Annotated in this window: 10 protein-coding genes; 6 read left to right on the forward strand and 4 right to left on the reverse strand. The window is 73.8% G+C overall.

Going from position 1 to position 14,466, the window contains the following annotated elements; genetic code table 11:
• Nucleotides 1-74 precede the first annotated feature (74 nt).
• Complete coding sequence (locus tag O7614_RS31940; RefSeq protein ID WP_278142054.1) at nucleotides 75-1,037, forward strand: helix-turn-helix domain-containing protein; 963 nt, start codon at nucleotides 75-77, stop codon at nucleotides 1,035-1,037.
• Between the two features lie 122 nt (nucleotides 1,038-1,159).
• Here O7614_RS31940 and tilS read toward each other — a convergent pair whose 3' ends face one another.
• The 3 genes from tilS to dacB all read right to left on the reverse strand — a co-directional run bounded on the left by tilS (nucleotide 1,160) and on the right by dacB (nucleotide 4,743).
• Nucleotides 1,160-2,152 carry a tRNA lysidine(34) synthetase TilS gene (gene tilS / locus O7614_RS31945; RefSeq protein ID WP_278142055.1) on the reverse strand — a complete coding sequence of 331 codons (993 nt, stop codon included), beginning with the start codon at nucleotides 2,150-2,152 and terminating at the stop codon, nucleotides 1,160-1,162.
• A 10-nt stretch (nucleotides 2,153-2,162) separates the two neighbouring features.
• Nucleotides 2,163-3,233 carry a zinc-dependent metalloprotease gene (locus O7614_RS31950; protein WP_278142056.1) on the reverse strand — a complete coding sequence of 357 codons (1,071 nt, stop codon included), beginning with the start codon at nucleotides 3,231-3,233 and terminating at the stop codon, nucleotides 2,163-2,165.
• 103 nt (nucleotides 3,234-3,336) lie between these two features.
• Complete coding sequence (gene dacB, locus O7614_RS31955; protein ID WP_278142452.1) at nucleotides 3,337-4,743, reverse strand: D-alanyl-D-alanine carboxypeptidase/D-alanyl-D-alanine-endopeptidase; 1,407 nt, start codon at nucleotides 4,741-4,743, stop codon at nucleotides 3,337-3,339.
• A 691-nt stretch (nucleotides 4,744-5,434) separates the two neighbouring features.
• Here dacB and O7614_RS31960 point away from each other — a divergent pair.
• Nucleotides 5,435-5,941 carry an inorganic diphosphatase gene (locus tag O7614_RS31960; RefSeq protein WP_278142057.1) on the forward strand — a complete coding sequence of 169 codons (507 nt, stop codon included), beginning with the start codon at nucleotides 5,435-5,437 and terminating at the stop codon, nucleotides 5,939-5,941.
• Between the two features lie 31 nt (nucleotides 5,942-5,972).
• On the opposite strand, the gene eccD is transcribed toward O7614_RS31960, so the two are convergent.
• Complete coding sequence (eccD, locus tag O7614_RS31965) at nucleotides 5,973-7,376, reverse strand: type VII secretion integral membrane protein EccD (protein ID WP_278142058.1); 1,404 nt, start codon at nucleotides 7,374-7,376, stop codon at nucleotides 5,973-5,975.
• A 101-nt stretch (nucleotides 7,377-7,477) separates the two neighbouring features.
• Here eccD and eccCa point away from each other — a divergent pair, with 101 nt between their 5' ends.
• From eccCa to O7614_RS31985, 4 genes are all read left to right on the forward strand, one after another.
• Entirely contained in the window at nucleotides 7,478-11,461 is a 3,984-nt protein-coding gene (gene eccCa / locus O7614_RS31970; protein ID WP_278142059.1) for a type VII secretion protein EccCa, read from the forward strand.
• A 74-nt stretch (nucleotides 11,462-11,535) separates the two neighbouring features.
• Nucleotides 11,536-12,876, forward strand: a complete 1,341-nt coding sequence (gene mycP, locus O7614_RS31975) for a type VII secretion-associated serine protease mycosin (RefSeq protein ID WP_278142060.1) — start codon at nucleotides 11,536-11,538, stop codon at nucleotides 12,874-12,876.
• Nucleotides 12,877-12,928: 52 nt separating this feature from the next.
• A complete protein-coding gene (locus tag O7614_RS31980) occupies nucleotides 12,929-13,720 on the forward strand; it encodes a phosphatase PAP2 family protein (RefSeq protein WP_278142061.1) in 792 nt (263 codons plus the stop codon).
• A gap of 37 nt (nucleotides 13,721-13,757) precedes the next feature.
• A complete protein-coding gene (locus O7614_RS31985; protein ID WP_278142062.1) occupies nucleotides 13,758-14,465 on the forward strand; it encodes a phosphatase PAP2 family protein in 708 nt (235 codons plus the stop codon).
• Nucleotide 14,466 lies beyond the last annotated feature (1 nt).

The following is a 14,466-nucleotide window of genomic DNA, read 5'->3' on the forward strand; positions in this document are numbered from 1 at the left end:
TCGCGCCGACCGGACAGTGGCAGCAATGCCATTGGTCATCGATTTACTGCCACCCGTCGGGTTACCCTCGTCACATGCTCCGGTCCGTTGCCGTTCTCGCCCTCGACCAGGTCGCCCCCTTCGAGCTCGGCGTGCTCGCCGAGGTTTTCGGCACCGACCGCACCGCCGACGGATTTCCCGCCTACCGCTTCCAGGTGTGCAGCCCCGACGGCGCTCCGGTGCGTACGTCGTCCGGCTTCCACCTCACCCCGCACGCCGACCTCGACCCGATCGACGAGGCCGACCTGGTGGCCGTTCCCGCGCACAGCCAGGGCACCACCGTCCCCGGCCCCGTGCTGGACGCACTACGCCGAGCCGACGCCCGCGGAGCGCACCTGTTCAGCGTCTGCTCCGGGGCCTTCCTGCTCGGCGAGGCCGGGCTGCTGGACGACCGGGAGTGCACGACCCACTGGCGGTACGTGGACGAGCTGCAACGCCGGCACCCCCGCGCCCGGGTGCGGTGCAACTCGCTCTACGTCCAGGACGGCCGGCTACTCACCAGCGCCGGCACCGCAGCAGGCATCGACGCCTGCCTGCACCTGGTCCGCCAGGAGCACGGCTCGGCCACCGCGACCCGGCTGGCCCGGCGGATGGTGGTCCCGCCGCACCGTGACGGCGGCCAGTCCCAGTACGTCGAGGCGCCCATCCCGAAGGCGCCCGAGGCCCCCACCCTGGAGCCGGTGCTGGAGTGGCTGATGGGTCACCTGGACCGGACGATCACCGTGGAGGAGTTGGCCGCTCGCGCCGGCATGGCACCCCGCACGTTCGCCCGCCGCTTCCGCGCCGAGACCGGCACCACGCCACACGACTGGCTCACCAACCAGCGGGTGCTACTGGCCCGGCGACTGCTGGAGGAGACCCCGTTGAGCGTGGAGGCGGTCGCCGACCAGGCCGGCTTCGGCGACGCGGCGGCGCTTCGCCACCACTTCAGCCGCCGGGTCGGCGCCACCCCACACAGCTACCGGACCACCTTCCGGGACCGGGCGCACAGCGGCTGACACCAACTCCGCCGACCGCACGGCCCGGCCAGGCGACCGACGCCAGCGCCCCGCTCTGCCTCAAGCCGCGCACCACCCGGCGGTCCGGAATCGTGGGTCGGTTGACGCACAGTGAAGGGCATTCAACTGGCCGCCACGGGTGCTAGCCGGTCGGCGCGACGGAGCACCCGGACCCCCCCGGGCAGGTCCGCCGGGCCCTGACCGTGCCACTCGGTGACCAGGGCGTCCAGCGCGTTGACATGCCGGTGCGACAACGCACCCGGCTGGGCGCCCAGCTCCCGCGCCCAAGCGTGCAGCACCCGGCCGCGTACCGCGGGGGCCAGGGCGAGTAGCGCGGGCGCGGAGAGCCCGCCGTCGGGGTGCCGAGCCGCCGCCAGCGCTGCCCCCGCCACCTCGTCGAGCGCGGCGTTGTCGGCCGCCACCAACCGGGCGGTCCGCGCGAGGTTGTCCACCACCCCGGGCCCGAGCGCCCGCACCAACGCCGGGAGCAGGTCGGCCCGCACCCGGGAGCGGGCGTACGACGGGTCGGTGTTGTGCGGGTCCTGCCATGGGCGCAGCCCGAGCACGGCGCACGCGGCGCGCGTCTGGTCCCGGCCGATCTCCAGCAGCGGGCGCAGCAGCGGCACACCGTCCAGCTCCCGCCGGACCGGCATCCCGGCCAGCCCGCGTGGGCCGGCGCCCCGGGCGAGCGCGAGCAGCACCGTCTCCGCCTGGTCGTCACGGGTGTGCCCGGTGAGCACCGCGACCGCGTCGTGCTGCCGGGCAGCCTCGGCCAGCGCCTCGTAACGGGCGTCCCGGGCTGCTGCCTCCGGCCCACCCGAGCGCCCGGCCACCTCCACCCGGACCACGGACGTGGCCGTGAAACCGGCCCCACTGGCCCAGGCAGCCACCGCCTCGGCGCGCTCCGCGGAGCCGTCCTGCAGACCGTGGTCGACGGTGACGAGCACCGTGCCGCGACCCAGCCGGGGTGCCACGAAGACGGTGGCCGCCGCGAGGGCGAGCGAGTCGGCGCCGCCCGAGCAGGCGACAAGCACCGGCCCGTCCGACGCCAGGCCGGTCAGCGCACGGCGGACCGCCACCCGGATCGCGGCCACCGGCGGGGCGAGCGCGGCCACCGGCGGGTGGTCAGCCAGCGGCCGGGAAGGTGCCGGCCGGGCCGTGCACGCGGGCCACCCAGGCGTCCGGGTCGCCCAACTCCGACAGCCGGGGCAGGGTGAGCGGGGAGTTGAAGATGGAGTTGAAGCCCTCCATGCCGACCCGCTCCACCACGCCGTGCACGAACTTGCGCCCCTCGGCGTACTGGCGCATCTTGACGTCCACGCCGAGCAGCCGGCGGATCGCCTTCTCCAGCGGGTTGCCGGCCTCCCGGCGGCGGTTGAACGACGCCCGGATCCGCTCCACGCTCGGGATCACCTGGGGGCCGACGCCGTCCATGACGAACTCGGCGTGCCCCTCCAGCAGGGTCATCAGCGCGGTGAGCCGGTCCAGCACGGCCCGCTGGGCCGGGGTCTGCACGATGTCCAGCACGCTGGTGCGGCTGTCCTGGTCGCGGACCGCCTCGGACAGGGTGGCCACGCCGCGCCGCAAGCGCTCGACCAGGTGCTCGCTCCCGCTGGAGGAGGCGTCGACGAACGCCTGCACCTCACTCAGGAAGTAGGCCCGCATCCACGGGACGGCCGTGAACTGGGTCCGGTGGGTCACCTCGTGCAGGCAGACCCAGAGGCGGAAGTCCCGTGGGTCCGCACCGAGCTTGCGCTCGACCTCGACGATGTTCGGTGCGACCAGCAGCAGTTGGCCCGGGTCGGCCGAGAAGACCTCGTACTGGCCGAGCACCCGGCCGGAGAGGTAGGCCAGCACCGTCCCGGCCTGCACCCCGGTCAACCGGGACCCGATCGCCTCGGTCAACGCGCCCGGCTGCTTGTCGCCGGAGAGCCGACTCACCAGCGGGGTGATCACCTCACGAAGGCCGGCGATGTTGGTCGCCGCCCAGTCGCGGCGGTCGACCACCCGCACCGGCGGGTGCGCCACCTGCGCCTTCAACCCCGTGTAGTCGGCCACGTGCCCGGCCGCCTCATCGGTCAGCCGACGCAGGTCGCCGACCACGTCGGTGGCCTCGGCGTACGACACCCGGGGGCCCGACTTGCTCAACGCCCCCGCGGTGGCGGCGGCCAGATCCCAGTCCACGAACTGCGCCATGAACCCACCGTACCCGCGCCGCGACACCCCGGCCCGGCCTCGCGTCCTCGATCGACGCCGATGGCGGCTCCGGCAGGGGCCGGACGATCCCGCCCGGCGACGGTCAGCCGCAGCCGCAGCCGGCCAACGCGGCGGTGATCCGGTCCAGCGCCGGTTGGGCGGTCTCCTTCCCGCCCGGCACCTGGTCGCTGAGCACGGCGAAGGTGAGCAGTCGACCGTCGGCGGTGGTGACCAGGCCCGCGATGGAGTGCACGGCGGTCAGCGTGCCGGTCTTGGCGCGGACGCTGCCCGCACCGGCGGCGGTGCCGGGGGTGTTCCGGTAGCGCTCGTCCAAGGTGCCGGACCAGCCGCCCACCGGCAGACCACCGAACACGCCGGCCAACTCAGGGTGGTCCGGGCTGGCCGCCAGGCGGATCAGGTCGGTCAGCAGCGACGGGCTGATCCGGTTGCGGCGGGACAACCCGCTGCCGTCGGAAAGGGTGATCTCGTCGGCCGGCAGGCCCAACTCGGCCACCTGCGCGTCCATCGCGGCGGCACCGCCGTCGAACGAGGCCGGCTGGTTGCGGGCCAACGCGACCTGGCGGGCCAACGCCTCGGCCACCAGGTTGTCACTCTCGCTGATCATGATGTCGACCATCCGGATCAGCGGCGGGGACTGCACCACCCCCAGCTCGACGCCCGGCGCAGGGGTGCCACCGGCCGCAGCCTGGGTCGGGGCCGGCGCCGTGCCGCGTTTCACGGCGTCGGCCGGCACGCCGAGCAGCCGGGCGAAGGCTTTGCCGGCGGCCAGGTCCGGCTCGGCGAACCGCGCGGCAGCCCCGTGGGCGACCCCCGGGTCCCTGCGCGCGCCGTCGGTCATCAGCGCGGTCACCGCCCCACCGGACCCGCCGGTGGGGATGTCGTCGTCCCAGCCCGGGCCGTAGACCGGGCCGGAATAGACCGAGCCGTCGACCGTCACACTGGTCGGGGTGGCCCCACCGAGCGCGGTGCGCACCTGGGCGGCCAGGTCGTCCAGGCGCGCCGCTCCCGGGTAGTAGCCCTTCTTGTCGATGGCCAGGGTCGGATCGCCACCACCGATGATCACCACTTCGCCGGCCTTCGCGCCGGCCACCGCACGGGTGGGTATCCGGTAGCCGGGTCCACGGGCGGCCAGCACCGTCACCCCGGTCGCCAGCTTGGTCACCGAGGCGGGCACCGTGCCGTCGTCCGCCCCCTTGGCGAACAGTGTCTGGCCGGAGATCACATCGGCCACCGAGACGTTCACCCGGCTGCCGAGGGCAGCGGCCCCGACCAGCGGGTCGAGCACGGCACGAACCCCGTCCGCGGTGGGCAGCGGGGCATTCGGATCCGGGCCGGCCAGCACATCCGACGGAGCGGGATCCGGGGTCACCCCGGCAGCCGTCGGGCCGGATCCGGCGTCGTCGCCGAGCCATCCGGCGACCGGGCCGGGCCGGGTGACGCCGACGCCGACGCCGGCGAGCACCAGCAGCACCACGACGGCCAGCAGCACCGCCGAGCGTCGCCGGCGCCCCGGCGGGACGGGTACGGGTGCCGGCGCGGCATCGGCGGGCGCGGGCAGCGCGGAGATCGGCGGACCCAGCGGCGGGACTCCGCCGGGGGCGTTCGGGGTGTGGCCGGAAGCCGGGCTGACCGGCGCGGGACTGACCGGGACCGACGCACTGCCACGCGGCGAACCACCCGACGCGGGACTGACCGGGACCGACGCACTGCCACGTGGCGAACCACCCGACGCCGGACTGACCGGCACCGACGCACTCCCACGCGGCGAACCACCCGCCGGTCGGTCACCGCCGAGCACCGGGAAGCGGCCGTTGTTCGGGCCGGGCGGAGGTGATCCGCCCGGCGGGCGCCAGGGCAGCGGCGGGGGCCTCTCGGGCGACGTCTCCGGTGCCTGGTTCGCCGGCTCGGGAGTCCGCGGAAGGTGGGCCTCAGGCACCGGGACGCGACCCGTCGCACCGCCGGAACCGGATCGTCCGGTACCGTGCGCGGAGCCCCCGTCCGGGCGGTAGTGTGAATCTTCCCTCCCCACGACCCCCTCCTCCCCCAGCGAAAATCGGCTTGGGTGACACTACTTCGGTCCGAAGACTATGCGGCGGCCGGAGTCGGCGGGTGGGCATTCACCTGTCCGGAGGGCGCCAGTGGTTCCGTTAGCCAGCGTGGGCAGACGAGGGAGCGTGCAGATGGATTTCGACGTGACGGTTGAGATCCCCAAGGGTCACCGGAACAAGTACGAGGTGGACCACAAGACCGGCCGCATCCGGCTGGATCGCACCCTCTTCACCTCTACTCAATACCCGGCCGACTACGGGTTCATCGAGGGCACGCTGGGCGAGGACGGCGATCCGCTGGACGCCCTGGTGCTGGTCCCCGAGCCGACCTTCCCGGGTTGTCTGATCCGCTGCCGCACCATCGGCATGTTCCGGATGACCGACGAGAAGGGCGGGGACGACAAGGTCCTCTGCGTGCCCTACGAGGACCCTCGCCAGGAGCACCTGCGCGACATCCACCACCTCGGCGAGTTCGACCGGCTGGAGATCCAGCACTTCTTCGAGGTTTACAAGGACCTGGAGCCCGGCAAGTCGGTGGAGGGCGCGACCTGGGTCGGCCGCACCGAGGCCGAGGCCGAGATCCACGCCTCCTACCAGCGGGCCCGGGACGCCGAGGCGCGTGGCGAATCCATTCACTGACGACCGTTGACGCACCGGGCCCGGGGGCCGCTCAGCCGAGCAGCCCCCGGGCCCGGTCGTACAGGTCGAGCACCGCGCAGGCGATCGGCACCACGGCGACCACCAGGGCCGTGTCGGTGAGGTCTGCGGCCCTTGCGAGGTACGGGGAGACTGGCCGGCGGGCGTACCCGGTGCCGGCGGCGATGGCCACCAGGGCCAGCACCGCACCGCCCAGGACCAGCGCGAGCCGCCCCGGCTCGTCGACCCGGCCGACCAGTACGCAGCCGAGCACCGCGTAGCCGGCCAGCCCGGCGAGCACCGTCGCGACCCGGTGCCGCAGCGCCACGAACAGCCGCGAGCGCAGCAGCAGCACGGCCGAGGTGACCGCCACGAGAACCCGGCCGGTCGTTCCACCGACGACCCCGAGTACGACCGCTGCGGCCACCGCCAGCACGGCGTGCCCGATCAACATTCCGGTGAGCATCTCCTCGGTACGGATCACCGCGGCGTGCACCCGGCCCCGGTCCGGCAGATCGCGGGCCCGCTCCGGCTCGTCCGCAGGGGTCGAGGTCGGCAGGGTGATGGGCGGCAGGGGCAGCTTGCCCAGCCGGATGGCCAGCAGCGGGATCACGCCGACGGCGAAGACCAGCGTGCTGAGCAGTACCGCTGCCGTGCCGGCCGGGGTCAGCAGCAGCGCTGCGAGCGCGGCCCCGGCACCGGTCAGGCCGACCGTGACACCGGCCACGAAGACCCGTAGCCGGCTGGCAACCCCGAGTAGGCCGATCAGCGCCATCAGCAGCAGCGTCACCGAGCCAGCCAGCAGTTCGGGGGCGCCCACCCAGCGGGCCGGTCCGAACGGCACGACCGGGTCGCCGGAGCCGACCGCGAGGGCGCCGGCCGTGAACGCGTACGGCAACGCGTAGCCGCCCAGCGTCGCCCCGGTCGTCCCGTCACCGTAGGCGCGGGAGGCCACCGCGCCGGCCACGGTGAGCACCAGCGCCACCGCTGCGGCCGCCAGCCAGCCGACCCGGTGCGTCGGGCCGCTGGCGAACAGGGCGAGCATCCCGACGGCGAGCGGGACGGCGGCACCGGCCAGGCCGGCGACGCGGGTGGCGGTGGGTGACCAGGCACCGCCTCGGCGGCGGGCGCCGTCGGCGATCGCCTCGATCACGTCGTCGTATTCGAGCTCGGGCCAGTGCGCACGGGCCGGCACGAGGTGCAACACCTCGCCGTCGCGGACCCCCTGCGGCAACAGCGCCTGAGCGGTCGCCAGCACCCCGCCGTCGGTGCGGCGCAGGACCCACCCGCCGTGCTGCTCACCGTCGTCGGCCAACCCGACACCAGCGTGTCGGAGCACGTCGGGCAGCAGCTCGGCCAGGGGTACCTGCTCCGGCAGGGCGACGTCCAGCCGCCGTTGCGGCGCGCTGATGGTGACGCGTGCCAGGCCGATAGTCATCGACTGGTCTCCATATCGAGGGGGATCGGAGGCTGCGCGGACGACAGGACTTTACCTACCATGAGTCCGGCTCGGGTTACCCAGCGCTGTCAGGAGGCCGAGTGTCCACCGTCGTCATCAAGCGCCCGCCGCGCCGGCCGGCACCGGAGATCCCCGCCGGCGAACTGCCGGTCGAGGCACCACCGGAGATCCCGGTCGTGGCCGGCGGGCGCTGGCAACAGATGCTCATGCTGTTGCCGATGCTCGGCGGCACTGTCGCGATGGCGATGATGTTCGGCCGGGGCGGCGGCGCCTACTCGTACGTGGTGGGCGGGATGTTCGGGCTCTCCTCGTTGGCGATGCTGGTGACGTCCTGGGGCAGCGCCTCCGGCACCCCGAAGAAGTCCGAGATGATGGCCGCCCGCAGGGAGTACCTGCGACACCTGGCCACGTTGCGGCGGCGGGTGCGGCGGACCGCCGGCCAGCAGCGGGCCGGGCTCTTCTACCGGCACCCGGACCCGGGTCGGCTCTGGTCGACGGTGGACAGCCACCGGGTCTGGGAGCGACGACCCGGCGACCCGGATTTCGCGGTGGTACGGGTCGCCGTCGGGCCGCAGACCCTGGCCACCCCGCTCGTCGCACCGGTCACCCGGCCCCTGGAGGAGCTGGAACCGATGACCGCCGGCGCGCTGCGCCGCTTCCTGGACGCGTACTCGGTGGTGCCGGACCTGCCGGTGGCCCTGTCGCTGCGCAGCTTCGCCCGGGTGCACGTCCGACCCGCCGGCAGCGCGAAGGGGGGCACCCCCGCCACGGGCGGGCCACCGACCGGCGACCCGGCGGCTCAGGCGTTGGTCCGGGCCGTGCTGACCCAGCTGGCGGTCTTCCACGCTCCCGACGAGCTGCTCGTCGCGGTCTGCGCGGGGCCGGAACGCCGCGCCTGCTGGGAATGGGTGAAGTGGCTGCCGCACGCCCACCACCCCAGCCGCACCGACGCGCTCGGCCCACTGCGGCTGGTGACCAGCTCCGCCGCCGACTTGGAAGGGCTGCTGGCGGACGTGCTGACCAGCCGCTCCCGGTTCAGCCCGGCCGGCCCGGCCACCGACGGGCCGCACGTGGTGGTCGTCCTCGACGGCGGCGAACTGTCCGGCGCCAGTGACCTGACCGGTGACGGCGGCATCGACGCGGTAACCGTGCTGGACCTGGACACTCCGCCGCCTCGGCTGCTCGACCGGTACGCGCTGCTGCTGGAGTTGCACGGCCGACGACTGCACTCGTGGTCGTCCGACGGGCATGCCGAGGTCGGCACCGCCGACCAGCTCGACCTCGCCGACGCCGAGGCGGTCGCCCGCCGGTTGGCCCCACTCCGGCTCGCCGGCGCGTCCCGCGGGCCCGACTCCCCGCTCCAGGCCGACCTGGGTCTTCCCGAACTGCTGGGTCTCGGCGACCCGGAAAGCTTCACCCCTGAGCAGGGCTGGCTGCCGCGCTCGGCACGGGAGCGGCTGCGGGTGCCGATCGGGGTCGGCACCGACGGCGGTGCCATCGAGCTGGACCTCAAGGAGTCCGCCCAGGACGGGATGGGCCCGCACGGCCTCCTGATCGGGGCCACCGGCTCCGGAAAGTCCGAGCTGCTCCGCACGCTGGTGCTGGGGTTGGCCGCCACGCACAGCTCCGAGCAGCTCAACTTCGTGCTCGTCGACTTCAAGGGCGGCGCCACCTTCGCCTCGTTCGACAGGTTGCCGCACACCGCGGCCGTGATCACCAATCTGGCCGACGCGTTGCCCCTGGTCGACCGGATGGTCGACGCGATCAACGGGGAGTTGGTCCGCCGTCAGGAGCTACTTCGGCGCGCCGGCAACTTCGCCAGCGTGCGCGACTACGAGCGGGCCCGGGCGGCCGGCACCCCGCTGGCCCCAATGCCGTCGTTGCTGCTGATCTGCGACGAGTTCTCCGAACTGCTCTCCGCCAAGCCCGACTTCATCGACCTGTTCGTGCAGATCGGCCGGCTGGGCCGCTCGCTCGGGGTGCACCTGCTGCTCGCCAGCCAGCGACTGGAGGAGGGACGGCTTCGCGGGCTGGACACGCATCTGTCGTACCGGATCGGTCTGCGGACCTTCTCCGCGCTGGAGTCCCGCACCGTGCTGGGGGTGCCGGACGCGCACGAATTGCCCCGCTCGCCGGGCCACGGTTATCTGCGCGCCGGCACCGACCCGTTGGCCCGGTTCAAGGCCGCGTACGTCTCCGGCGCCGTCCGCCGGCGGACCGCGACAACCGGTGCCACCGTCGAGGGCGGCGCCCGGTTGCTCACCTTCTCCACGCACGCCGTCCCGGTGCCGGAGCCGGCGACCCCGGTCGCGCCCGTCGTGGCGGAGGAGGAGGGCAGGGAGACACTGCTCGACCTCCTGGTGGACCGCCTCGTCGGGCAGGGCCCGCCGGCGCACCAGGTCTGGCTCCCCCCGCTCGGTGCGCCCCCGGCCCTGGACGAGCTGCTCGGCCCGGTGGAGGTGGACCCGGTACGCGGTCTGACCGTCGGCAACCCGGAGCTGCACGGCGCGCTCGGCGTGCCGCTGGCCGTGGTGGACAAGCCGTTGGAGCAGCGCCGGGACCTGCTCTGGTTGGCACTGGACGGTGCGGCCGGGCACGTGGCGGTGGTCGGCGCCCCGCAGAGCGGCAAGTCCACTGCGTTGCGCACGTTGATCTGCGCGCTGGCGCTCACCCACACACCGGCCGAGGTGCAGGTCTACTGCCTGGACTTCGGTGGCGGTGGTCTGGCCGCGCTGCGCGATCTCCCGCACGTTGGCGGGGTCGCCGGCCGGGCCGACCCGACGGCCGTACGGCGCACCGTCGGCGAGATGACCACCCTGCTGGCCGACCGGGAACGCCGCTTCGCGGAGTTGGGCATGGAGTCGATGGCCGCGTACCGGCAGCGTCGCGCCGCAGCGGGGACGACCAGTCAACCGGGCATCGATCCGTTCGGCGACGTGTTCCTGGTGGTCGACGGTTGGAGCACCGTCCGCGGCGAGTACGACGACCTGGAGCCTCTGGTCACCGATCTGGCCACCCGGGGCCTGTCCTACGGGGTGCATGTGGTCGCCACGGCGCTGCGCTGGCTGGATTTCCGCCCGGCGATCCGGGACCTGTTCGGCTCACGGCTGGAGTTGCGCCTCGGCGACCCGTCCGACTCGCTGGTGGCGAGGCGTGCGGCGGCGAACGTGCCGGAGCGCGCCGGCCGAGGGGTGACCGCGGAGGGCCTGCACTTCCTCACCGCGTTACCGCAGCTCGATGCTGCCGCCGGGGACACCGCCGATCTGGTGAAGCGCGCCAGCGACGGGTGGTCGGGACCTCCGGCGCCCCGGGTGCGGCTGCTCCCGCCCGTGCTGCCGTACGCCGATCTGGACCTCGCCGCGACGACCGGCCTGCGGTTGCCGATCGGGATCGCGGAGGCGGACCTGCGCCCGGTGCTGCTCGACTTCAGCACCGAGCCGCACTTCGTGGTCTTCGGGGACTCGGAGTGCGGCAAGTCGTCGTTCCTGCGGGCGCTGGCCACGTCGATCATCACGCGGTTCACTCCCGAGCAGGCCCGGGTGATCCTGGTCGACTACCGGCGCAGCCTGCTCGGCGCGATCGAGACTCCGCACCTGATCGGGTACGGCACCGCCGCGGCGCACACCGCCGACCTGATCGAGTCGGCCGCCGGTTACCTGGAGCGGCGGGCCCCCGGACCGGAGGTCACCCCGCAACAACTGCGGGACCGCTCCTGGTGGTCCGGGCCGGAGCTGTTCGTGCTGGTGGACGACTACGACCTGGTGGCGGCCGGGCCGGCGAACCCCCTGCGGGCGCTGGAGGAGCATCTGCCGCACGCCCGCGACGTCGGGCTGCACCTGGTGCTGGCCCGCCGGTCGGGTGGCGCCGGCCGCGCCCAGTACGAGCCGATCGTGCAACGGCTGCGCGAGTTGTCCACCTCTGGTCTGGTGATGGCGGGCAGCCCGGACGAGGGCGCACTCGTCGGGCCGGTACGACCCGGTCCGTTGCCGCCGGGGCGTGGTCGACTGGTCACCCGGCGAGAGGGCGTACGCCTCGTCCAGCTGGCACAACTTCCGCCACCATGACCTGACTCGCCGGTTCTTCCCGTGACAGGTGGGGAAACCGGTAATCTCCGATCGTCATGGTTCCGTCGGGATGAATGGCTGGGGATGTGACTGGGGTTCGGCACAGCGGTCCGTCAGCGGCCCGCCGAGCGGCCGGCCGGGCGCTGCTCGGTGTCGCTGCGGCGTTCGCTGTCGTGGCCCCGACCGCGGCGGCGGTGCCCGTCGCCACGCCCACCAACGGAGGACAGCTCGCCGGCGCGCCGATGGCGCTCGCCCCTGGCGACGCCGTTGCCCGCACCGACCAGGTTCGCGACGAGCAGTGGCAGCTCGACGAGTTGCGGGCCGAGACGGCCTGGCGCAGCTCGACCGGTCGGGGCGTGACCGTCGCGGTGGTCGACTCCGGAGTGGACGGCAACCATCCCGACCTGGTCGGCCAGGTGCTGCCCGGCAAGGATCTGGTTGGCCCCGGGGGCGGGGCGGGCCCGGATCCGGTGGGGCACGGCACGACGGTCGCCGGTTTGATCGCCGGACGCAACGACGACAAGCGGGGCGTCGTCGGCCTGGCACCGGACGCCCGGATCCTGCCGGTCCGGGTGCTCGACGAGCAGAACCGCTACGACGACGCGTTGATCGTCGCCCAGGGGGTCCGCTGGGCCGTCGACAACGGCGCCCGCGTGATCAACCTTTCCCTGGGCGGCAGCGGCGACAGCCCGGCCCTGGCCGCGGCGCTGGACTACGCGTTCGTCCGGGACGTGGTCGTGATCGCCTGCACCGGCAACCTGGCGACCTCCAGCAGCACCAAGGTCTGGTACCCGGCCCGCGAGCCGGGGGTGGTCGCTGTCGCCGGCCTCGAACGCGGCAGCGACAACCTGTGGTCCGGGTCGATCACCGGGCGGGCGACGGTGCTCACCGCTCCCGCCAGCGGGCTGGTCGGCGCGAAGTCCCCCGACGGGTACTGGCGGGTGCAGGGCACGAGCTTCGCCGCACCACTGGTGACGGCCACCGCCGCTCTGGTCCGGTCCCGCTATCCGCAGATGCCCGCAGGTGAGGTGGTCAACCGGTTGCTGGCCACCGCGCGGGACATCGGCCCGACCGGGCGGGACGACCGCTTCGGGTACGGGGTGGTCGACCCGGTGGCCGCGCTGACCGCCGAGGTGCCTGCGGTGACCGTCAACCCGTTGGACGACCAGACGTCGCCCGGTGTGACTGGTTTCGGCCCGGCTCCCGGCTCGGCTGACGACGGCCCGGTGGCCGGTGCCGGCAGCGACCCGCTCGGCCTCACCGCGCCCCACCAGCAGACCCGCTGGACGGCCCGGGCTGCCGGCGGCCAGGACCCGTCCGCGCCGGAGCAACTGTGGATCGGGGTCGTGCTCGTCGTCGCCCTCCTCGGCAGTGCCGCCCTGGTGATCCGCCGGTTCCGTCAGCGGGCCCGCTGACCGCGCGCCGCCAGGAGGCCTGACCGGCCGCCCGGTCGGGTAGAACCGTGAAATGAGTACGCAGCGACCGCCCACCCTCACCTCAGCCGACCGGTCGTCCTGGCGGTACCGGCGGCTCGACCCGGACCACTCGCTGGGGCTGCGACTGACCCTGGCCTCGGTGGCGGCGTTCCTGGTGCTGGTGCCCTTCGCGCTGCTCACACTGCTGGTGCTCGGTGCATGGGCGCCGCTGCACCGGCTGGACACGACGGTCACCGACGCCCTGCACGGCTACGCGCAGGACCACCGGGGCTGGGTCGTGCTGATGCGGATCTGGACCGAGGTGTTCGCGCCGATGCCGCTGCGCGCGGTCGCCCTGCTCCTGGTGGTCTGGCTGGTGCGCCGGGGAGCCCGCCGGCTGGCCCTCTGGGCGGCCACCACCATGGTGGTCGGTGGTCTGGTCGGTCCGCTGCTCAAACTGCTCGTCGGCCGCGACCGGCCGGAGTTACTGGAACCGGTGGCCCGGGCTGCCGGCTACTCCTTCCCCTCGGGGCACGCGCTGAACGCCACGCTGGCGGCCGGGGTGCTGCTGCTGGTGTTCCTGCCGTACGCGGGACAGGGCGTGGCGCGTGTCGTGCTCTGGGTCGCCGGCGTACTGCTCACCGTGCTCACCGGGCTGAGCAGGGTGGCGCTCGGCGTGCACTTCACCAGCGACGTCCTGGGTGGTTGGCTGCTCGGGGTGGCGGTGGTCGCGGCGACCACCGCCGCGTTCACCAGTTGGCGGGCGCACATCGGTCTCCGGCCGGTCCGGCCCACCCGCGACGGCGTCGCCCCCGAGGTCGATCGGCAACCCGGAGCGGCCTGAGGCGTGCCCAGGACCTCCGCCGGGTACTGGCCGACCCATGTCCGACACCCTGGTCCAGATCGTCCGGCGGGTTCTGCTGCCGGTCGCCCTCCTGTTCGGTCTCATGGTGCTGCTCGGGATGCTGGTCACCCGGGTGCTCGCCCGGACCTGGCCGTTCACCGTGGAGGACGCGGTGAACCGGGAGTTGGCCGCCGACCGCACCGGCGGCTGGAACGACGTCTCGCTGGTGTTCAGCACGCTGGCCAGCACCCAGATGATCGTCGTGGTCACCGTGCTGGTGGCGTTGGCGCTACGGCTATGGCTGAAGCGCTGGCGGGAGCCGCTGTTCCTGTGCGCGGCGGTGACCGCCCAGGCCCTGGTGTTCCTGCTGACCACGCTGGTGATCGACCGTCGGCGGCCGGCGGTGGAGCACATGGACGTCTCGCCGCCGACGTCGAGCTTCCCGTCCGGGCACACCTCGGCGGCGGTGGCGCTCTACGTCGGTATCGCCGTGTTGATGGCGCTGCGGGCGCGTGGCACCGGGGCGAAGGTCGCCTGGTGGTCGCTGCTGCTGGTGGTGCCGCTGGGGGTGGCGCTGACCCGGATGTACCGGGGGATGCACCATCCGAGCGACGTGGTGGCGTCCTTCCTCAACGGCGGCGCGTGCGTGGCGATCATGGCTCGTGCGGTGCTGGACCGAGGGCTGCGGTGGGGGCGGGCGAAGCTACCGACCGCGCTTCGGCCGGCGGTGCCGGCCGGGAACTGAC

The organism is Micromonospora sp. WMMD961 (assembly GCF_029626145.1).
In the GTDB taxonomy this organism is placed as follows: domain Bacteria; phylum Actinomycetota; class Actinomycetes; order Mycobacteriales; family Micromonosporaceae; genus Micromonospora.

Coding starts and splice junctions, on each gene's coding strand:
- O7614_RS31940 (WP_278142054.1), top strand. CDS start 75: ATGCTCCGGTCCGTTGCCGTTCTCGCCCTCGACCAGGTCGCCCCCTTC.
- O7614_RS31950 (WP_278142056.1), bottom strand. CDS start 3,233: ATGGCGCAGTTCGTGGACTGGGATCTGGCCGCCGCCACCGCGGGGGCG.
- O7614_RS31960 (WP_278142057.1), top strand. CDS start 5,435: ATGGATTTCGACGTGACGGTTGAGATCCCCAAGGGTCACCGGAACAAG.
- eccD (WP_278142058.1), bottom strand. CDS start 7,376: ATGACTATCGGCCTGGCACGCGTCACCATCAGCGCGCCGCAACGGCGG.
- mycP (WP_278142060.1), top strand. CDS start 11,536: ATGGCTGGGGATGTGACTGGGGTTCGGCACAGCGGTCCGTCAGCGGCC.
- O7614_RS31980 (WP_278142061.1), top strand. CDS start 12,929: ATGAGTACGCAGCGACCGCCCACCCTCACCTCAGCCGACCGGTCGTCC.
- O7614_RS31985 (WP_278142062.1), top strand. CDS start 13,758: ATGTCCGACACCCTGGTCCAGATCGTCCGGCGGGTTCTGCTGCCGGTC.